Genomic DNA, 19,231 nt, shown 5'->3' with positions numbered 1-19,231 from the left:
GCCCCGTGGCCAACATGCAGGGCGCGCCGAGCTCGCAGGAGGAGCAGAAGTCGGCGCTCGAACAGTACGGCGTCAACCTCACCGAGATCGCCCGCCAGGGCAAGCTCGACCCCGTGATCGGCCGCGACGCCGAGATCCGCCGGGTCAGCCAGGTGCTCACGCGGCGCACCAAGAACAACCCCGTGCTCATCGGCGAGCCGGGCGTCGGCAAGACCGCCGTCGTCGAGGGCCTCGCACAGCGCATCGTGGCCGGCGACGTCGCCGACTCCCTGAAGGACAAGCAGCTCGTCGCGCTCGACATCTCCGCACTCGTCGCCGGTGCCATGTACCGCGGGCAGTTCGAGGAGCGGCTGAAGGCCGTCCTGAAGGAGATCAACGACGCCGAGGGCCGCATCATCACGTTCGTCGACGAGCTGCACCTGCTCATGGGCGCCGGTGGCGGCGAGGGCTCCGTCGCGGCGTCCAACATGCTGAAGCCCATGCTGGCCCGCGGCGAGCTGCGCCTCATCGGCGCGACCACGCTCGACGAGTACCGCGAGTACATCGAGAAGGACGCCGCGCTCGAGCGCCGCTTCCAGCAGGTGTTCGTGGGCGAGCCCAGCGTCGAGGACACGGTCGCGATCCTCCGCGGGCTCAAGGGCCGGTACGAGGCCCACCACGGCGTCACGATCACCGACGCCGCGCTCGTCGCCGCGGCCGCGCTGTCGAACCGCTACATCTCCGCCCGGCAGCTGCCCGACAAGGCGATCGACCTGATCGACGAGGCCATGAGCCGCCTCAAGATGGAGATCGACTCGAGCCCCGTCGAGATCGACCAGCTCAAGCGCCAGGTCGACCGCATGCGGCTCGAGGAGCTCGCCCTGAAGAAGGAGAAGGACGAGGCGTCGAAGGAGCGCCTCGAGCGCCTGCACGAGTCGCTGCTCGAGAACGAACGCGAGCTCGCCGCGCTCGAAGAGCGCTGGTCGAGGGAGCGGATGTCGCTGAACCGCGTCGGCGAACTGAAGAAGCAGCTCGACGAGGCGATCACCCAGCGCGACCGCGCGATGCGCGAGGCCGACTACGCCACGGCGTCCAAGCTCGAGTACGAGACCATCGCGCAGCTGCAGCGCGACCTCGAGGCCGCCGAGCAGGCCGAGCAGGCGCCCGACGAGCCGCGCATGGTCAACGAGCAGGTCACCGAGGAGGACATCGCCGCCGTCATCGCCCAGTGGACGGGGATCCCCGTGGGCCGCCTGATGCAGGGCGAGACCGAGAAGCTGCTGCATCTCGAGCAGGAGCTCGGCCGCCGCGTGATCGGCCAGCGCCGGGCCGTCGAGGCGGTCGCCGACGCCGTGCGCCGTGCGCGCGCCGGCGTCTCCGACCCCGACCGGCCGACGGGCTCGTTCCTGTTCCTCGGCCCGACCGGCGTGGGCAAGACCGAGCTCGCGAAGGCGCTCGCCGCGGTGCTCTTCGACGACGAGCACGCCATGGTGCGCATCGACATGTCGGAGTACGGCGAGAAGCACACCGTCTCGCGCCTCGTCGGCGCCCCTCCCGGCTACATCGGCTACGAGCAGGGCGGCCAGCTCACCGAGGCCGTGCGGCGCCGGCCGTACTCGGTGATCCTGCTCGACGAGGTCGAGAAGGCGCACCCCGAGGTCTTCGACGTGCTGCTCCAGGTGCTCGATGACGGGCGGCTGACGGATGGCCAGGGCCGCACGGTCGACTTCCGGAACGTGATCCTCGTGCTCACCTCCAATCTCGGCTCGCAGTTCCTCATCGACCCGACGCTGTCGTGGAGCGAGAAGGAGCAGGCGGTGATGGCCGCGGTGCGGCAGGCGTTCAAGCCCGAGTTCGTGAACCGGCTCGACGACCTCGTCGTGTTCTCGGCGCTCACGCAGGAGGAGCTCGGCGAGATCGTCAACCTCTCGATCGACCGGCTCACCGCGCGGCTGCACGAGCGTCGCCTCGAGCTCGGCGTCACGCCGGATGCGCGGACCTGGCTCTCCGAGCGCGGCTACGACCCGCTCTACGGCGCGCGTCCGCTGCGCCGGCTCATCCAGACCGAGGTCGCCGACCGGCTCGCGCGGGCGCTGCTCGCGGGCGAGATCCGCGACGGCGACACGGTCGTGGTCGCGCTCGGCGACGACGGCGAGCACCTGGCCGTCACGCGTGCGCCCGAGCCCGGCGACGTGCCGGAGGGCGGCGACCACGACGTGATCGACGCCGAGATCATCGAGGAGTAGGCGGTTCCGGAAGCTCCGTCGCGGCCCCGGCTCCCGACGCGGTCGCCGGGGCCGCAGCCTCGACCACGCCGTTCGCGGTCGGCGGGACGCGGCGTTCCAGTGCGATCGCGAGCACGGCGATCGCGGCGCAGCCGGCGACCATCGTCGCGATGTACCCGGCGTTCCAGCCCTGGTCGAGCAGCAGGCCGGCGGCGATCGGGCCGGTGATCGCGCCACCCTGGAAGGCCGCCGCGTTGACCGCGTTCACGCGGCCTCGGTTCCGGTCGGTCGCGAGGTCGTTGTACATCGCGGGGACGGTCGGCTGCAGCATGGTCTCGCCGAAGGCGAAGACGCCCATGAACGCCAGCACGCCGATCGCGGCGGCGAGCGAGCCGGGCAGCAGCCCGGTCGCGCCGAGGATCAGCCACGAAATCGCCCAGACGAGCGCCATGACCTGCATGACGCGGGTTCGGCGATGCCCGGCGATGAGCTTGAGGACGGCGAACTGGAGCAGCACGATCACCGCCGTGTTGACCGCGAACGAGAAGCCGACGACCTGCGTGGAGACCCCGGACACCTGCCGGGCGAACGCGGGGAAGCCGGCCTCCATCTGGCCGTAGCCGATGAACATCGCGATGAACGTGAGCAGGGTCAGCCAGAGGATGGCCGGACGGCGGAGGATCGCCCGGTAGCTCACCGCCTCGCCGTCGTCGCCGGACGGCCCCTCGTCGGTGCCCTGCGTGCGGACGTGGCGGAGCGGACCGAGCAGCAGCGCCATCGGGATGAGCTGGCTCGCCGCGTCGGCCAGGAAGATCGTCGTGAACGTCGCCGGTTCGTCGACGTCGACGTAGAAGCCGCCGATGATGCCGCCGACGCCGATGCCCAGGTTGACCAGGGCGAAGTTGATCCCGAAGTACTGCTGGCGGACCTCGCCGTCGACGACCGTGGCGATGAGGGCGTTGAACCCCGGCCAGGAGACGCCGAAGTTCACGCCCATGAGCGCGAGCGCCACCGCCGCCACCGCCGGGTGCGTCGCGTACGCGAGCAGCGCGCAGCCCGCGATCATCGCCGTGAGGCCGACGAGGAGCACCGAACGTGCGCCGTAGCGGTCGATGAGCGTGCCGCCGGGCCCCGTCACGACGAGCGCGGTGACCGCGATGATGCTCATCAGCGCGCCCGACAGCGCGAGGTCGAACCCCCGTACCTCGTGCAGGTAGATGATCGTGAAGGGCAGCGTCAGCCCGCGGCCAAGGGTCTGGATGGCGACGGTCGACAACAGCCATCGCCCCTCGGTCGGGAGCGCGCGCCAGAAGGTCGCCATGCCGGTCACCAGTGCAGTCTGCCCCAGCCCGCCGACACGCCGCGACCGGCCGGGCCGCGGCATCCGCCACCGTCCGTTCACCCGGGCGACCTAGCTTCGAGGGCATGCCGGTGGGGGTGCGGACGGACGACGACCTCGTGGTCGAACTGGACGGCGGTGCGGTCCGCGGGCGGCGGCGGCGCGGCACTCGGCAGTGGCGGGGCATCCCGTACGCCGCAGCGCCGACCGGTGAGCGGCGGTTCCGCGCCCCGGTCCGCGCCGAGCCCTGGGATGGCATCCGCGATGCCGCGGCGTTCGGCCCGGTCGCGCCGCAGCACCGCCGGGGCCAGTTCCTCGGCGCCGCCGAACACCTCACCCGGAGCGAGGACTGCCTCGACCTCAACGTCACCGCCCCGGACCACGCCCGCGACGGCGACCTCAGTCCGGTGATGGTGTTCGTCCACGGCGGCGCCTACAGCGTGGGGTCGGCCGCCGAGTACCCCAGGCAGGGCGAGCGGATGGCGCGCGAGCACGGCGTCGTCTACGTCGGGATCGACTACCGGCTCGGTGCGCTCGGCTGGCTCGACCTGCGCGCCTACTCGCGGCCGGGGCATCCGATCGAGGTGAACCTCGGCCTTCGCGACCAGGTCGCCGCGCTGGAGTGGGTGCATCGCAACATCAGGGCGTTCGGCGGCGACCCCGGCCGCGTCACGCTCTTCGGCGAGTCGTCCGGCGGCAATTCGGTGACGACCCTGCTCACGGTACCGGCGGCCGAGGGGCTCTTCGCGCGGGCGATCGCGCAGAGCTCGCCCGCGAACGCGGTCTACCCGCCGGAGGTCGCCCAGCGGTGGGCGGCGGAGTACGTGCGCATCCTCGCGCGGCTCGTCGACGACGACGACCTCGACAGCGAATCGCCCGAGGACGCCGCGGCGATGCTGCGGTCGACCGACCCGATGCGCCTCGCCGACGCGACGACCGAGCTCACCGTTCGCACGCCCGACGAGAACCCGGGCACCATCGCGCTCGCGCCCGTCATCGACGGCGACTTCCTCCCGCACCGGCCGCTCGACGCCTTCCGTGACGGGCTCGCGCAGCGCGTGCCCCTCATCATCGGGACGAACGACCGCGAGGGCTCGCTGTTCGAGGGGCGCATCGACATCCTGCCGACGACCAAGCCGCGCATCCGCGCCATCTTCGCCAATACCCGCAAGAAGGCGCGGAAGGCGATAACGGCGCGCTACCCGGGCCTGCCCGAGCGCCGCGCCGCGGCCGACTTCGCGGGCGACTTCACGTTCTGGTTCCCGAGCGTCAAGGTCGCCGAGCGGCACTCCCGGTACGCCCCGACCTGGTGCTACCGGTTCGACGCGGCCCCGCGGATGCCCCGACTCCTCGGCCTCGACGCGACGCACGGTCTCGAGCTCTTCGCCCTGTTCGAGAAGTTCGACACCCCCGTCGGCGCCGGGCTCACGCTGCTCGGCGGGCGGCGGATGTTCCGTGCGGTCGGGCGGCGGATGCAGGCGCACTGGACCGGCTTCGCGGCATCCGGAGCCCCCGGTGGCGACTGGCCCCGCTACGACGAGGCGCACCGTCGCACGCTCGTGTTCGACGGCGTCGACCGGATCGTCGCCGATCCGCGCCGGAGGAAGCGCCTCGCGTGGCAGGAGTTCGTGCCGCACGTGTAGGCGCGAGCGCGGGGCGCTCGGCTCGACGCCCCTTCGGGCGGCGCGACGGCAGGGGTCGACGGATGCCGCGGCGCGACGAGGCGCGCGTAGGCTCGGAGGCATGCTCGCCACCGTGATCCACGCCGCCAGGGACATCCGCGTCGAAGAGGTGCCCGATCCCGAACTCTCGACCGGCGGCGACGCCATCGTGCGCGTCGTGGCCGCATGCGTCTGCGGCTCCGACCTCTGGCCGTACCGCGGCGTCACGCCGACGCACGAGCCGCACCGCATCGGGCACGAGTTCGTCGGCGTCGTCGAGTCGGTCGGGCCGGAGGTCTCCCAGGTGAAGCCGGGGGACTTCGTGATCGCTCCCTTCTACGTCTGCGACGGCACGTGCGCGAACTGCCGCAACGGCGTGAGCACGTCGTGCCTCGCGGGCAGCTGGTGGGGCGGCGAGGACCGCGTCGGCGGGGTCGCCGACGGCGGCCAGGGCGAGCGCGTTCGCGTGCCCCTCGCCGACGGCACGCTCTTCGTCGTGCCCGGGCCGGTGGCGGACGACGAGATCCCCGGCCTGCTCACCCTGTCCGACGTGATGGGCACCGGGCACCACGCCGCCGTCTCGGCGGGCGTCGGCCCGGGCGACTCGGTCGCGGTCGTCGGCGACGGCGCCGTCGGGCTCTGCGCGATCATCGCCGCGAAGCGCCTCGGCGCGACGACGATCATCGCGATGTCGCGCCAGGCCGACCGGCAGGCGCTCGCGCGCGAGTTCGGAGCGACGCACGTCGTCGAGGAGCGCGGAGACGAGGGCATCGCCCGGGTGAAGGAGCTCACGGGCGGCATCGGCGCCGACCGCGTGCTCGAGTGCGTCGGCACCAAGGAGTCCATGGACCAGGCGCTGCGCTCGGCCCGCCTCGGCGGCATGGTCGGCTACGTCGGCGCGCCGAACGGCGGGCCCGAGCTGCCCGTGCGCCCCATGTTCAACCGCAACGTCGGCGTGAACGGCGGCGTCGCACCGGTGCGCGGGTACATCGGCGAGCTCCTGCCCGACGTGCGCTCCGGCGCCATCCGCCCGGGTCTCGTCTTCGATCTCGAACTGCCGTTGGCGGACGCCGCCGAGGCCTACGCCGCGATGGACGAGCGCCGCGCCGTCAAGGTGCTGCTGCGGCCGTAGGCACGCCGGGCGGTGACGGGAGAACGGGGCGGATGCCGCGGCTCGCGACATCCGCCCCGTTCTCGAAGCTCGGCAGGTCAGGCCGCGGCGATGACGATCTCGTCGAGCGGCTTCCGGCTGCGCGGGGCGACCTCGCGCTCGCGCAGCGGCTCGGGGAGGGCCGACGCGTCGCCGACCTTGCCGATCGCGGTGACCGAGACGACGTCGAGGCCGGCGCGCAGGCCGAACACCTCGGCGAGGCGGACCGCGTCGAAGCCGCCCATCTGGTGGGTGTGCAGGCCGTCGTGCTGCGCCTGCAGCGACATGTAGGCGACGGCCTGGCCGAGGTCGTACTTCGCCCACGGGCGCGCGGCGCCGGCCTCGTCGACGGTCTCGGCGACGTTCACCACGAGCGCCGCGGCCGAGTCGGCCCAGGCCTGGTTGAAGCCCATGAGCGCGTCGTGGATCGCGGTGAACGCCTCGCTGCCGCGCCGGGCGACGATGAAGCGCCAGGGCTGGACGTTGTTCGCCGACGGCGCCCAGCGGGCGGCCTCGAGCAGGGTGCGCAGGCTCTCCTCGGAGAGCTCGGCGGTGGGGTCGTAGGCGCGGGGGCTCCAGCGCTCCACGAGGGGAGCGATGAGCGGGGCGTCGGTGGGGACGTGGCGCGAGGTGTCGACGAGGGTCATGATGACGGTGCCTTCCGAGTGGTTCCTGTTCTGTCGGGACACCGTCGTCCCGGTGCATTACAACGCATGGAACCTGCGGGTATTCCGTGCGCCCACGTCGCTCGCCGCGGCGGCACTCGCAGCTGCGCACGGTGCACCGCTGCTCGCGGTCGCGTCGGACGACGTTCCGGCGGCGACGGCGGCTGAACTCGATCGCCTGGGCGCCCGGCGGATCGTCGTGATCGGGACGGCCGACGCCGTCTCCGACTCCGTCGTGGATGCGCTCGGCGCGTTCACCACGGGAACCGTCGAGCGGCTGGACGCCGCCGGCCGCCTCGGCACCGTCGCCGCGATCTCGGCCGACGGTTGGCCGACCGGTGCGGACGCCGTCTACGTGGTCAACGGATCGGACAAGGCGGCGCTCGCCGCCGGAGCGGCACTGTCCGCGTCGGCCGGGGCTCCGCTGCTGGCCGTGAAGCGGTCGTCGGTGACATCCGAGATCCGGGCAGAGATCGAACGGCTCGCGCCGGCTCGCGTGGTGGTGCTGGGCGACACCAACGCGGTCGACGGCTCGGTGCTCGCCGAGCTCTCGGGGCTCGTAGGAGCGGCCGCGGCCGGATCCTGACGACGGACGCCGCGGGGCTCCCGTCGGAGTTCCCGCGGCGTTCGAGGCGTTCGCGTGGCGGGTCGGACAGCTACGCCGCCGCGCGCGCCAGTTCCTCGCGGATGCCGGCGACGAAGGCGTCGATGTCGCCCTCGGTCGTGTCGAACGAGCACATCCAGCGCACCTCGTTGCGTGCGGCGTCCCAGTCGTAGAACTTGAAGCCGCGCTCGCGCAGGCGGTCGGCGACGCCCGCAGGCAGCACCGCGAAGACGCCGTTCGACTGGGTCTCCTGCGTGAACGACAGGCCGGGCAGCTCGCCCGCGGCGATGCCGGCGTCGAGCGCGTCGCGAAGGCGCCGGGCCATGGCGTTCGAGTGCGACGCGTTGCGCAGGTACAGGTCGCCGTCGAGCAGGGCGATGAGCTGTGCCGACACGAAGCGCATCTTCGACGACAGCTGCATGTTGAGCTTGCGCAGGTACTTCAGGCCCTCGGATGCCTCGGGGTTCAGCACCACGATGGCCTCGCCGAGCAGCGCTCCGTTCTTGGTGCCGCCGAAGCTCAGCACGTCGACGCCCGCGTCGCGCGTGAAGGCGCGGAGCGGCAGCCCGAGTGACGCGGCCGCGTTCGAGATGCGCGCGCCGTCCATGTGCAGCTTCATGCCGCGCTCGTGCGCGTGGTCGGCGAGCGCTCGGATCTCCTCCGCGGAGTACGCCGTGCCCAGCTCGGTGGTCTGCGTGATCGACACCACGAGCGGCTGCGCACGGTGCTCGTCGCCCCAGCCCCACGCCTCGCGGTCCACGAGCTCCGGCGTCAGCTTGCCGTCATCCGTCGGCACGGTCAGCAGCTTGATGCCGCCGACCCGCTCGGGCGCACCGCCCTCGTCGACGTTGATGTGCGCGGTCGACGCCGCGATGACCGCGCCCCAGCGCGGCAGCATGGACTGCAGGGCGGTGACGTTCGCGCCCGTGCCGTTGAACACCGGGTACACCTCGACCGGGTCGCCGAACTGGCGCGCGAACACCTCGTGCAGGTGCCCGGTGTAGTCGTCGTCGCCGTAGGCGACCTGGTGCCCGCCGTTCGCGCCGGCGATCGCGGCGAGCACCTCGGGGTGCACGCCGGAGTAGTTGTCGGAGGCGAAGCCGCGGAAGGCGGTGTCGTGCAGGGGCTGGAACTCAGGGGTCACCGGACGATTCTCCCAGACGCGCGGCGGCGGTCGCCGGCACCGTCGATCGGGGTCTACCGGATGTCGGTGGCCCGACGTACGCTCACCCTCATGTCCGAGAGGGTCGACCGGGCCGCGGAGCGTGCGGCGGGGGAGTCGAGCGAGGCGGGCGCCGCGTCGCCGCCGGGCGCCGTCGAACCGCCGCCGAACGGCATGCGCACGTTCATCCAGGTGCTCGTCAACACCGCGCTGGCGAACGTCACCACGAGCTTCCTGTGGTTCGCACTGACGTTCTGGGTGTACCTCGAGACGCGGTCGGTGCTCGCGACGGGCATCATCGGCGGCGCCTACATGCTGCTCATCGCGTTCTTCGCGATGCTGTTCGGAACGATCGTCGACCGGCATCGCAAGTTGCGGGTCATGCGGTTCTCGAGCCTCGTCACGCTCGGCTCGTTCCTGGTGGCCGCGGTCATCTACCTGCTCCAACCGGAATCCGCGCTCGTCGACCTCGGCGGCCCGTGGTTCTGGGCGTTCTCCGGCATCATCCTGTTCGGCTCGGTGGTCGAGCACATGCGCAACATCGCGCTGTCGACGACCGTGACCCTGCTCGTCCCCGTCGAACGCCACGCCAACGCCAACGGACTCGTGGGCACGGTGCAGGGCGTGGCGTTCATCGTGACGAGCGTGTTCAGCGGGCTCGCCATCGGGTTCCTGGGAATGGGGTGGACCCTCGCCATCGCGATCGCGCTGACGCTCGTCGCGCTCGTCCACCTGTTCTTCCTGCGCGTCCCGGAGGAGCGCCCGGAGCGCGAGGGCGACCGTGAACCCGTGATCGACGTGCGCGGCAGCATCAGCGCCATCCGCGTCGTGCCCGGACTGTTCGCCCTCATCATCTTCGCGACGTTCAACAACCTGATCGGCGGCGTCTACATGGCGCTCATGGATCCGTACGGCCTCACGATCTTCGCCGTCGAGGTCTGGGGCATCGTCCTCGGGGTCACGGCGACCGGGTTCATCATCGGCGGAGCGGTGATCGCGAAGTTCGGCCTCGGGCGGAACCCGATCCGTACGATGCTCCTCGTGATCGTCGCCATGGGCGTGCTCGGCGCGGCGTTCACGATCCGCGAGCAGTGGTGGCTCTACGCGGCGGGCATCTGGCTCTACATGTGCCTCATCCCGGTCGTCGAGGCATCGGAGCAGACCGTCATCCAGAAGGTCGTGCCGTTCCGCCGACAGGGCCGTGTCTTCGGCTTCGCGGCCGCGGTCGAGGCGGCAGCCGCGCCCATCACGGCCTTCCTCATCGCACCGATCGCCGAGTTCTGGATCATCCCGTACATGGAGGGCGACTCCGGGCAGGCGACCTGGGGCTGGCTGCTCGGCGACGGCGACGCACGCGGCATCGCGCTCGTCTTCCTCTTCGCCGGCCTCGCGATGGTCGTGCTCGCGCTCATCGCGTTCACGACGAAGTCGTACCGGCTGCTGTCGGCCGTCTATGCCGATACGGAGTCGTCCGTGCCCGCCGCCGAGCCCGTCGCGCCCGAGTCGACGGCCTGACGACTCAGCGCAACCGGTAGTGCAGGCTCACGTGGCCGGTCGGATGCGTGTACGCGTGGTGGAGTTCGAGCGCGTGCTGCCCGAGACCTGCGGGCGTGAAGGAACGGCCCGAACCGATGAGCACGGGGACGATGCGCAGTCGCACCTCGTCGACCAGGCCCGCCGAGAGCAGGGCATCGGCGAGCTCGAGGCTGCCCCAGAGCACGACGGCGGCGAATCGCCCCTTCAACCGGGCGACGGATGCCGCGGCATCCCCTCGCAGGACCTCGATCTCGCCGTCACCCCACGGCGCCCGGTCCAGCGTGTTGGAGACGACGTGCTTCGGAAGACGGGCGATGGGCTCGGCCACCGCCTCGACGGAAGGATCGACGTCCGGCCAGTACGCCGCGAACATGCGATACGTGTTCGCGCCGAGGAGGATCGCGTCGACGCCCTCCAGGAACGCGAGCTGATCGTGGTCGGTGGACTCGAGGCCGGGGACGGCCTCGAAGAACGCGATCCCGCCGTCGGCGTCGGCGGCGTACCCGTCGGCGGAGACGATCTGCTCGACGATGAGCCGGCCCATCAGCGCACCTGTGCCGCGAGCTGCTCGCCGAGCAGGTCGAACGCCGAATCCCAGCCGTCGTACACGTTCGCGTCGCCGGGTCGCCCGGGGAAGCCGCGCAGGTGGAACAGCATCTCGGTCCGGTCGTCGTCGAGTTCGCGCAGGTCGACGGTGACGACCGGCGCAGTCTCGTCGGGCTCGCCGGGCGACGCCCAGGTGAAGACGAGCCGCCGCGGCGGCACCACCTCGCGGTAGACGCCCACGGTCGGGTACTCCGTGCCGTCGGCCGGGTTCACCATCGTGTAGGCGTACCGGCCGCCGGGGCGGGCGTCGACCGCGACGCTGCCGTCCTTGATGACGATGTCGCGCGGATGCCACCACTCGGCGGCGTCGGCCGATTCGGTCCAGGCTCGCCACACGAGTTCGCGCGGGGCGTCGAAGACGCGCGTGATCGTGAACTGCGCGTCGGGGCTGCGGTCGTTCATCGGGTCTCCCCCTTCATCCGGCGGAGTTGCTCGTCGAGCAGGTCGAACCGGTCGTTCCACTCGCCGCGATGGCGCTCGACCCAGTCGGACGCCTCGTCGAGGGGCTCCGTCCGCAGGGTGCACGTCCGCCACTGGGCCGTGGCGGTTCGCTCGATCAGTCCGGCGCGCTCCAGCACCGCGAGGTGCTGCGAGATCGCCGGACGGCTCATCGTGAACGGCTCCGCCAGTTCGCCGACCGTCGCGGGACCGCGATGCAGGCGCGAGAGCATCGCGCGCCTGGTCGGGTCCGCGAGGGCGCGGAACACGAGGCTGAGCTCGTCCGAGGGATCGGCCACGTAAGCAACTCCTTAATTAATGATGTGCTTAACCATAGGCCGGCGACCCGGTCCGGTCAAGGGCGAGCAGGAGTGCATGAAGACCCGGTCGATGCCGTTCAGACGGGCGCATTCGGCCGGATCTTCGTGCACCCGAGCGGGACGCAGTCGTGCGGCCGGCGTGACGCACCGAGTAGGCCGCGAAGCAAGGTGAGGCTAAGCTGAGTTCGCCCGCATTCGACGGGCCCTCACCTTTCCACCGATCGTTGGAGCCAGTACGCCAATGCGCGCACGACGCGGAATCGTCCTCGCCGGAGCCGGCCTCGCGGCCGCGACCCTCGCCCTGACCGGCTGCACCGCGCCGGCCGACGACGGAGAGACCCTCACCGTCTACGTCGGACGCGACGAAGGCCTCGTCGGTCCGCTCATCGACCGGTTCGAGGAGGAGACCGGCATCACCGTCGAGGCGCGCTACGCCGCGACGCCCGAGCTCACGGCGCTGCTCCTCGAGGAGGGCGACCGCACGCCCGCCGACGTCTTCCTCTCGCAGGACGCGGGCGCGCTCGGCGCGCTCGCCGACGCCGACCTCCTGAGCGAGATCCCGTCCGACCTCGCCGAGCTGATCCCCGACGGATTCACGTCGCAGGACGACTCGTGGATCGGCGTCACCGGTCGCGCTCGCGTCATCGCCTACGACGGCGAGCAGCTCACGGAGGACCAGGTTCCCGACACGGTCGACGTGCTCACCGGCGAGGAGTGGTCCGGCGAGGTCGCCTTCGCGCCCGGCAACGCCAGCTTCCAGTCGTTCATCACCGCGCTGCGCGTGCTCGAGGGCGAGGAGGCCGCGGCCGCCTGGGTCGAGGGCATGGCCGCGAACGACCCCGAGCTCACCGAGAACAACCTCGCTTCGCTCGACCTCGTGAACACGGGCCAGGCGCAGCTCGGCCTCATCAACCACTACTACTGGTTCCGCCAGGCGGCGGAGGTCGGCGCCGACAACATGCGCGCCCAGCTGAAGTTCCTCCCGGGCGACCCCGGCGGCATCGTGAACGTCACGGGCGCCGCCATCCTCGACGGCGCGGAGGACGACGAGGCCGCGCGCACGTTCGTCGAGTTCCTGGTGTCCGAGCAGGCGCAGCGGTACTTCGTCGAGGAGACCTTCGAGTACCCACTGCTGCCCGGCGTCGACGCCCCCGAGGGCCTGCCCGCGATCGACACGCTCGTGAACCCCGGGCTCGACCTCAGCGACCTCGACTCGGTCGGCGAGTCCCAGCAGCTGCTCGCCGACAACGGCCTGATCTGAGCCGAGGGCGAGCGGATGCCACGGCCGGCGGCCCCGGCAGGAACCCGGGCCCGCACGCCTACGCTTGACCTGAGATGACCGATCGAGTCGCGACCGCGAGCCCCCGCCGTCCGTGGGGGCTCATCGCGGCATCCCTCGTGGCCGTCGCGCTCGCCGCGATCCCGGTCATCCACCTCGTGGTCCGCGTGCTCTCCGCCGACGCCGGCGAGATCGCGGGCGTGTTCGACCGGCCGCGGATCCCGCTGCTCGTCGGCAACTCGGTGCTGCTCGCGGCATCCGTCACCCTGACCGCGGTCGCACTCGGCGTGCCGAGCGCGTTCCTGCTGGCGCGCGCGCGCCTGCGCTGGCGCGGCGCATGGGCCGTGCTCGCGGCGCTCCCGCTCGCGATGCCGTCGTACCTCGCGGCGTACGGATGGCTCGCCTGGCAGCCGTCGATGCGGGGTTTCTGGGCCGCGTGGCTCGTGCTCAGCTTCGTGTCGGTCCCGTACGTCACGCTCCCCGTCGCGGCGGCGCTGCGGATCGGCAGCACCGGACTCGACGACGTCGCCCGCACGCTGGGGCGCGGCCCCCTCGGGTCGTTCATGCTCGGCACGTGGCCGCAGATCCGCCCGGCGGTGCTCGCGGGGGCGCTGCTCGTGTGCCTGTACACGCTGAGCGACTTCGGCGGCGTCGCGCTGTTCCGCTTCCCGGTGCTGACGACCGCGATCCAGCAGGCGTACTCGGCGAGCTTCAGCCGTGACGAGGCCGCGGTGCTCGCGGTGCTCCTCGTCGCCCTGGCGCTGCTCGTCGTGATCGGCGAGCAGGTCGCGCGCGGGCGCGCGGCACGCCGCATCCAGGCCGCGCCGGCGGTGGGGCGGCGACGGATGGTCCGGCTCGGGCCGTGGACCGCGCCCGCCCTGTTCCTGCTCGCGCTCGTGCCCGTGGTGGCGGTCGTCGTCCCGGTGACCGTGCTGCTCTCGCGAGTGCTGACCGCCGAGACGCTGCAGGCGTTCGACGTGGCGAACCTCGCGCAGGCGATCGGCAACACCGTGCTCCTGTCGGCCGGCGGCGCGATCGTCGCGGTCGCACTGGCGCTGCCGATCGGAGTGCTGGCCGCGCGGCATCGGGGGCGGATGGTGCGCGGCATCGAGTCCGCGGGGTACCTCGCGCTCGGGCTGCCGGGCATCGTCGTCGGCCTCTCCCTCGTGTTCTTCTCTCTCAGCGTCGTGCCGGCCCTGTACCAGACGGCGCTCGTGCTCGCCTTCGGCTACGGGATCCTCTTCATGCCGAAGGCGATCGGCTCGATCCGAGCGGCGACCGGACAGGTGCCGACCTCGCTCGAGGACGTCTCGCGCACGCTCGGCAACTCCCGCGCGCGCACGTGGTGGTCGGTGACGGCGCGCCTCGCGCGACCGGGCATCTTCGCCGCCGCGCTGCTCGCCGCGGTGTCGGCGATGAAGGAGCTGCCGGCGACGCTCATGCTGCGCCCGACGGGCACCGACACGCTCGCCGTCGAGCTCTGGCAGCGCACGGACATCTCGGCGTACGGCGCCGCCGCGCCCTACGCGGTCGCGCTGCTGCTGGTCGCGGCGGTGCCCGCGTTCCTGCTCTCCGACGTCCGGGCCGGGCGCGAGGCGACCCGGGAGGCGATCGCGCCGCAGCCCGTGGCCTCGGGCGAGGCGACCAGGGAGGTCATCGGATGAGCCGGCTGGAGGTGCGCGACCTCACGGTCGGCTACGAGGGCGGCCCCGTGCTGCACGCCGTCGACGTCGAGGTGCCGCACGGCGAGCTGCTCGCGATCGTCGGGCCGAGCGGGTGCGGCAAGACGACGCTGCTTCGCACCATCGCCGGCCTGCTCCGTGCCCAGTCCGGCGAGATCCGCATCGGGCAGCGGATGGTGACGACGCACGGCATCCACCTCGCCCCCGAGAAGCGTCGCATCGGCTGGGTGCCGCAGGACGCCGCGCTCTTCCCGCACCTCACGGTCGCCGAGAACGTGGCGTTCGGCATGCTCGCCGGCCGCGGCTCGGCGCGCGCCGCACGCCGCGCGGCGACGTCCGACGAGGTGCGACGCCTGCTCGACCTCGTCGACCTCGCGCCGCTCGCGGATCGCGCGCCCGGCCAGCTCTCGGGCGGGCAGGCGCAGCGCGTCGCCCTCGCCCGGGCCCTCGCCGCCGCCCCCGAGCTCGTGCTCCTCGACGAGCCCTTCGGCGCGCTCGACCCGATGCTGCGCGCCGACCTCCGCGCCGCGGTGCGCGAGCTGCTGCGCGCCGAGGGCGTCACCGGCATCCTCGTGACGCACGACCAGGCCGAAGCGCTCTCGGTGGCCGACCGCGTGGCGGTCATGCGCGGCGGCGAGGTGCTGCAGCTCGGCACGCCGGAGGAGGTCTACCGGACGCCCGCGACGCCGTGGGTCGCCGGGTTCGTCGGCGACGCCGTCTTCCTCTCCGGGGTGCTCCACGGCGACGAGGTCGCGACGGCCATCGGCCGGCTCCGGGCGGTGCCCGTGGCGGATGCCGCGGGGCTCGCGCCCGACGACGGAGCCGAGGTGACGGTGCTCGTGCGCCCGGAGGAACTGCACGTGGAGCGCGCGGACGCGGCATCCGCAGCCCCCGCCCCGGCCGACCGGGCTGCCGCAGCCGTCGGTGCCGGGCCCGTCGCCGCCGTGCTCGACGCGGTCGTCGCCGACGTCGAGTACACCGGCCACGACGCCATGCTCGCGCTCGCGCTCGCCGACGGCCCGCGCCTGCGGGCGCGGGTGACCGCGTCGGGCGTGGTGCCGCGCGGCACCGAGGTGCGGGTGTCGGTCGACGGCCCCGTGCTGGCCTACCGCCCCGAGCCGGCCTGAGCCGACGCCGCGCCTGCCGGTCAGGACGCGGCGCGGCGGTCCTCGACCCGGCCCTTGAGCCACCAGAGGCCGAGCAGCCAGGTGCCGAGCGCCGTGATGATCCACATGATGAGGGTTGCGAGGATCCAGGTCACGATCCCGTCCACGCGGATGCCGTTCGGGAAGAGCGACGCGATGAGGAGCGCCACGAACGTCGACACCAGGCCGATGCCGCCGAGGATCGCCGAGGCGTACTGCCGGGCCACGTTGAAGATGAACGGCGCGAGGATCGCCTGCGCGATCGTGAACACGAGCACCGCCACGATGAACCCGGCGGCGTCGATGTGGAAGTCCGGGAGGATCCAGGATGTGACGAGCAGCCCGACGGCCGCCGTGACGAGCGAGATCGCGATGTTGATCAGGAAGCGGATCATGGGCGAAGGCTATCGCCGCGCGGGCCTTGCGAGACAGAGCCGGACGGCCCGCCGCGAGCATGGGAACGGGCCGTGCTCCGTCAGGAGCACGGCCCGATCCGTTCTTGGTGCGGCCGGCGGATCCCGCCAAGGTCGTTGTCCGACCGCACCGGTCTGCGACGCGGCGGCGGGGGACGAGCCCCGCCGCCGCGAGGGTGTCACTCGAGCTCGGCGATCACCGCCTCGGCCGCCCGGATGATGAGCGCCGCCGCATCGGCGTCGGTGCGCACCCGCTGGGGGGTCTTGTCCGCGATGAACTGGAGCCCGGCGATCGCCGCCGCCGTGTCGCCCGCCTCGAGCGCCGCGTCGACCTCGTCGAGCACGTCGCCGAAGGACGCCTCCACGCCGCGGAGGATGCGGTCGTCGTCGACGAGTGCGCCGAGCAGGGCGCGGACGTCGTCGGCGGAGGTCGTGAACACGAACTGGTCGAGGGCGACCCCGCCCGTCGAGGTCACGACCACGCGACCGGTGCCCTCGGGCACGGTCACGAGCGGCACCGAGACATCCGCCCAGCCCTCGGAGTCGACCGCGAAGGTCGCGAAGGCCTCGGATTCGGCGTCACCCCAGTGCAGCGACACCTCGCCCTCGCCCGCGGCCCGGACGGTGGCGCCCGTGATGCCGCCGAACTCGACCGGCTGGTACGCGATCCACTCGCCGGCGTCGAGTCCGGCCAGGTGGCGGAAGCCCGCCGCCGACTCGTCGTCGACGACCGTGAGGTCGCCGCTGCGGGCGTCGTTGTGCTCGGCCTGCAGTGCACGCGGGTTGAGCAGCGTGACGTCGTCACCGGTCAACGCGGGAGCGGTGTCGGTGCCGGCGTCGGTGTACGAGGCTCCGATCTGGGCGTAGATGTTCTCGGTCTCGCCGTGTCCGGCCTCGAGTGCCATCTCGACGGTGGCGGTGCAGCCGTTGCCCGTGAACAGCGGGTGCGTGTGCGTGTTGTCGTGGCCGAGGCCGTAGCTCCACAGCACGCGCTCGCAGTCGATCTCCTCGTCGGGGTCCGTCACGCGGATCTCGAGCTCGACCTCGTCGCCCCAGTCGGCGAACGAGCCGTTCGCCGGGGTGAGGATCTCGACCACGGGCGCCGTGTTGCCGACCGTGATGGTGACCGAGGCGAGGCTCACGCGGCCGCCTTCGTCGGTGACCCGCACGCGGGCCTGGTACTGGCCGTCCTCGGCGTAGGTGTGCGACGCCGTCGCCTCACCGTCCTCGAACGTGCCGGTGCCCTCGAAGTCCCACGCGAAGCTCAGCGCCAGGCCGTCGGGGTGGCTGGACTCCGACGCGTCGAACTCGACCTCGAGCGGACCGTCGCCCGAGGTGACGGAGGCGTCGAGGATGACGCGCGGACCCTTGGTGCCCTCGACGTAGTCGACCCGGTAGAGGCCGGCGTCGGCGTTCGGGCGGAAGAACCCGTCGCCGTAGTCGAGCACGTAGAGCGAACCGTCGGAACCGAACTCGAAGTCGATCACGTTGTCCCACGGCGGCATGCCCGCCGCGTTCAGCGACGCGTTCGGGAGGAAGTCCTCGATCTTCGTGACGGGTCCGTCACCGGTCTCCTGGGAGAAGGCGAAGACGCGGTCGCGCGAGAACTCGGCCATGAAGGTCTTGCCGTCCCAGTACTTCGGGAACTTCGTCTCCGAGGGGTTCTCCTCGTCGTACACGTAGGTCGGTCCGCCCATCGGGGCCTGGCCGCCCGAGCCGAACTCCGGCCAGGGCTGGTGCTCGGGACGGTCGCCGTACCAGAGCTGCGGCTCGGTCGCCGTCGGGAGCTGGTCCAGGCCGGTGTTGTAGACGCTCGTGTTGATGAGCGTTCCCTCGCAGTCGAACCATTCGCCCTGGGTCGCGGTCTCGAAGTCCCAGTCGTTGTAGTCGGCATTCGGGCCGTGGCAGTACGGCCACCCGCCGTTGATCGCCGTGGTCGTGGACTGCCACTCGACGTAGCCCATCGGTCCGCGCAGCTCGTTCGCCGTGCCCGCGTCGGGGCCGTAGTCGCCCCACGTGACGGCACCGGTGACCGTGTTGAAGTCCATGCGGAAGGGGTTGCGGACACCCATCACGAAGATCTCGGGTCGCGTCTCCGCCGTGCCCGGCGCGAACAGGTTCCCCTCGGGGATCGTGTAGCTGCCGTCATCCTGCACGTCGATCCGCAGGATCTTGCCGCGCAGGTCGTTCGTGTTGCCCGCACCGCGCCGCGCGTCGAAGCCGGGGTTGTACCCGGGGCGGTCGTTGTTCGGCGCGTAGCCGCTCGCACCGGGCGTGCTGGCCGGCGTGTTGTCGCCGGTCGAGAGCAGCAGGTTGCCCTCGTCGTCGAAGGCGACGTCGCCGCCGACGTGACAGCACTGCCCGCGCTGGACCTCGACGCGGATGATGTCCTGCTGCGTCGACAGGTCGAGCGACGAGCTCTCGGCGTCCCACTTGAACCGGCTGAGCTGGTTGTAGCCCTTCCACTGGTCCCAGTACGACGCGTCGGCGCCCGCGGGAAGCGTGTTGGGCGCCGAGCCGACCGGCGTCGTCGCCGGGTAGGGCGCGTCCATCTCACGCGGTGCGTAGTAGAGGTAGACCCAGCTGTTCTCCTCGAAGTCCGGGTCGAGGGTCACGGTCTGCAGGCCGTCCTCGGAGTTCGAGTAGACGTCGATCGTGTTGACCGTCGTCGTCGTGCCCTGCGCGGGGTCGGTGAGGCGGACCTGGCCGTTCCGCGTCGTGTGCAGGACCCGTGAGTCGGGGAGGACCGCGAGATCGATCGGCTCTCCGACGCCCTGGGTGCCGGCGAGCCTGACGCGCTCGTAGTTGGCCCAGGTCGTGGCGGAGACCTCGTCACCGTGGTCTTCGCCGTCGTGGGCGGCAGCGGGCCCGGCGACGATGACGGATGCCGCGACGGCGGCTCCGATCACCAGGGTCGCGAGGCGCGAACGTGCGATGTGCATGGATGTGCTCCAGTCAACGAATGGAAGGAGGTTCGGCGGGATCCATGTGGTGCCGGGCCGCGCGGGGGGTTCTGGTCACCCGCGC

16 protein-coding genes are annotated in these 19,231 nt (G+C 72.0%); 8 read left to right on the top strand and 8 right to left on the bottom strand.

The features are described from left to right. Positions 1–5 precede the first annotated feature (5 nt). Positions 6–2,225: an ATP-dependent Clp protease ATP-binding subunit gene (locus ACULK2_RS16850; RefSeq protein WP_445967984.1), complete on the top strand. Its 2,220-nt coding sequence runs from the start codon at positions 6–8 to the stop codon at positions 2,223–2,225. Here the strand turns inward: ACULK2_RS16850 and ACULK2_RS16845 are convergent. Beyond that, positions 2,212–3,525, bottom strand: a complete 1,314-nt coding sequence (locus tag ACULK2_RS16845) for an MFS transporter (RefSeq protein ID WP_445968220.1) — start codon at positions 3,523–3,525, stop codon at positions 2,212–2,214. The two genes, ACULK2_RS16850 and ACULK2_RS16845, sit on opposite strands and share 14 nt — an antisense overlap. A 104-nt stretch (positions 3,526–3,629) precedes the next feature. Here ACULK2_RS16845 and ACULK2_RS16840 point away from each other — a divergent pair, with 104 nt between their 5' ends. Together ACULK2_RS16840 and ACULK2_RS16835 are read left to right on the top strand one after the other, a co-directional pair. Next, positions 3,630–5,186, top strand: a complete 1,557-nt coding sequence (locus tag ACULK2_RS16840; RefSeq protein WP_445967985.1) for a carboxylesterase/lipase family protein — start codon at positions 3,630–3,632, stop codon at positions 5,184–5,186. A gap of 100 nt (positions 5,187–5,286) precedes the next feature. Continuing rightward, positions 5,287–6,336: a zinc-dependent alcohol dehydrogenase family protein gene (locus ACULK2_RS16835; protein ID WP_445967986.1), complete on the top strand. Its 1,050-nt coding sequence runs from the start codon at positions 5,287–5,289 to the stop codon at positions 6,334–6,336. Between the two features lie 77 nt (positions 6,337–6,413). Here ACULK2_RS16835 and ACULK2_RS16830 read toward each other — a convergent pair whose 3' ends face one another. Beyond that, on the bottom strand, positions 6,414–7,001 hold the full coding sequence (locus ACULK2_RS16830) for a nitroreductase family protein (protein WP_445967987.1): 588 nt from the start codon (positions 6,999–7,001) through the stop codon (positions 6,414–6,416). Between the two features lies 1 nt (position 7,002). Here ACULK2_RS16830 and ACULK2_RS16825 point away from each other — a divergent pair, with 1 nt between their 5' ends. After that, the gene (locus tag ACULK2_RS16825; protein WP_445967988.1) at positions 7,003–7,605 is read left to right on the top strand and encodes a cell wall-binding repeat-containing protein; all 603 of its coding nucleotides are present in this window, start codon (positions 7,003–7,005) and stop codon (positions 7,603–7,605) included. 70 nt (positions 7,606–7,675) lie between these two features. Here the strand turns inward: ACULK2_RS16825 and ACULK2_RS16820 are convergent, their stop codons facing one another. Then, positions 7,676–8,767: a threonine aldolase family protein gene (locus tag ACULK2_RS16820; protein ID WP_445967989.1), complete on the bottom strand. Its 1,092-nt coding sequence runs from the start codon at positions 8,765–8,767 to the stop codon at positions 7,676–7,678. Between the two features lie 192 nt (positions 8,768–8,959). Here ACULK2_RS16820 and ACULK2_RS16815 point away from each other — a divergent pair, with 192 nt between their 5' ends. Further along, the gene (locus tag ACULK2_RS16815) at positions 8,960–10,300 is read left to right on the top strand and encodes an MFS transporter (RefSeq protein WP_445968221.1); all 1,341 of its coding nucleotides are present in this window, start codon (positions 8,960–8,962) and stop codon (positions 10,298–10,300) included. A gap of 4 nt (positions 10,301–10,304) precedes the next feature. Here the strand turns inward: ACULK2_RS16815 and ACULK2_RS16810 are convergent, their stop codons facing one another. Genes ACULK2_RS16810 through ACULK2_RS16800 form a run of 3 tightly spaced genes read right to left on the bottom strand, consistent with a single transcriptional unit; the run spans position 10,305 to position 11,664 of the window. After that, the gene (locus ACULK2_RS16810) at positions 10,305–10,865 is read right to left on the bottom strand and encodes a dihydrofolate reductase family protein (RefSeq protein ID WP_445967990.1); all 561 of its coding nucleotides are present in this window, start codon (positions 10,863–10,865) and stop codon (positions 10,305–10,307) included. Further along, entirely contained in the window at positions 10,865–11,329 is a 465-nt protein-coding gene (locus tag ACULK2_RS16805; protein ID WP_445967991.1) for an SRPBCC family protein, read from the bottom strand. Before ACULK2_RS16805 ends, ACULK2_RS16810 begins: the two co-directional genes overlap by 1 nt. Continuing rightward, positions 11,326–11,664 carry an ArsR/SmtB family transcription factor gene (locus ACULK2_RS16800; RefSeq protein WP_445967992.1) on the bottom strand — a complete coding sequence of 113 codons (339 nt, stop codon included), beginning with the start codon at positions 11,662–11,664 and terminating at the stop codon, positions 11,326–11,328. Before ACULK2_RS16800 ends, ACULK2_RS16805 begins: the two co-directional genes overlap by 4 nt. 262 nt (positions 11,665–11,926) lie before the next feature. On the opposite strand from ACULK2_RS16800, the gene ACULK2_RS16795 reads away from it, so the two are divergent. The 3 genes from ACULK2_RS16795 (at position 11,927) to ACULK2_RS16785 (ending at position 15,773) form a co-directional block, all read left to right on the top strand. Then, a complete protein-coding gene (locus ACULK2_RS16795; protein ID WP_445967993.1) occupies positions 11,927–12,946 on the top strand; it encodes an extracellular solute-binding protein in 1,020 nt (339 codons plus the stop codon). A gap of 74 nt (positions 12,947–13,020) precedes the next feature. After that, complete coding sequence (locus ACULK2_RS16790) at positions 13,021–14,628, top strand: ABC transporter permease (RefSeq protein WP_445967994.1); 1,608 nt, start codon at positions 13,021–13,023, stop codon at positions 14,626–14,628. Beyond that, the gene (locus ACULK2_RS16785) at positions 14,625–15,773 is read left to right on the top strand and encodes an ABC transporter ATP-binding protein (RefSeq protein ID WP_445967995.1); all 1,149 of its coding nucleotides are present in this window, start codon (positions 14,625–14,627) and stop codon (positions 15,771–15,773) included. The genes ACULK2_RS16790 and ACULK2_RS16785 overlap by 4 nt, the downstream gene beginning before the upstream one ends. Before the next feature lie 20 nt (positions 15,774–15,793). On the opposite strand, the gene ACULK2_RS16780 is transcribed toward ACULK2_RS16785, so the two are convergent. Together ACULK2_RS16780 and ACULK2_RS16775 are read right to left on the bottom strand one after the other, a co-directional pair. Then, positions 15,794–16,186, bottom strand: coding sequence for a phage holin family protein (locus tag ACULK2_RS16780; protein ID WP_445967996.1), 393 nt, complete (start codon positions 16,184–16,186; stop codon positions 15,794–15,796). A 197-nt stretch (positions 16,187–16,383) separates the two neighbouring features. After that, positions 16,384–19,146, bottom strand: a complete 2,763-nt coding sequence (locus ACULK2_RS16775) for a PQQ-dependent sugar dehydrogenase (protein WP_445967997.1) — start codon at positions 19,144–19,146, stop codon at positions 16,384–16,386. Positions 19,147–19,231: the final 85 nt, after the last annotated feature.

The organism is Agromyces molybdatiresistens (assembly GCF_052748445.2).
This window is presented reverse-complemented; position numbering and strand designations above follow the sequence as displayed.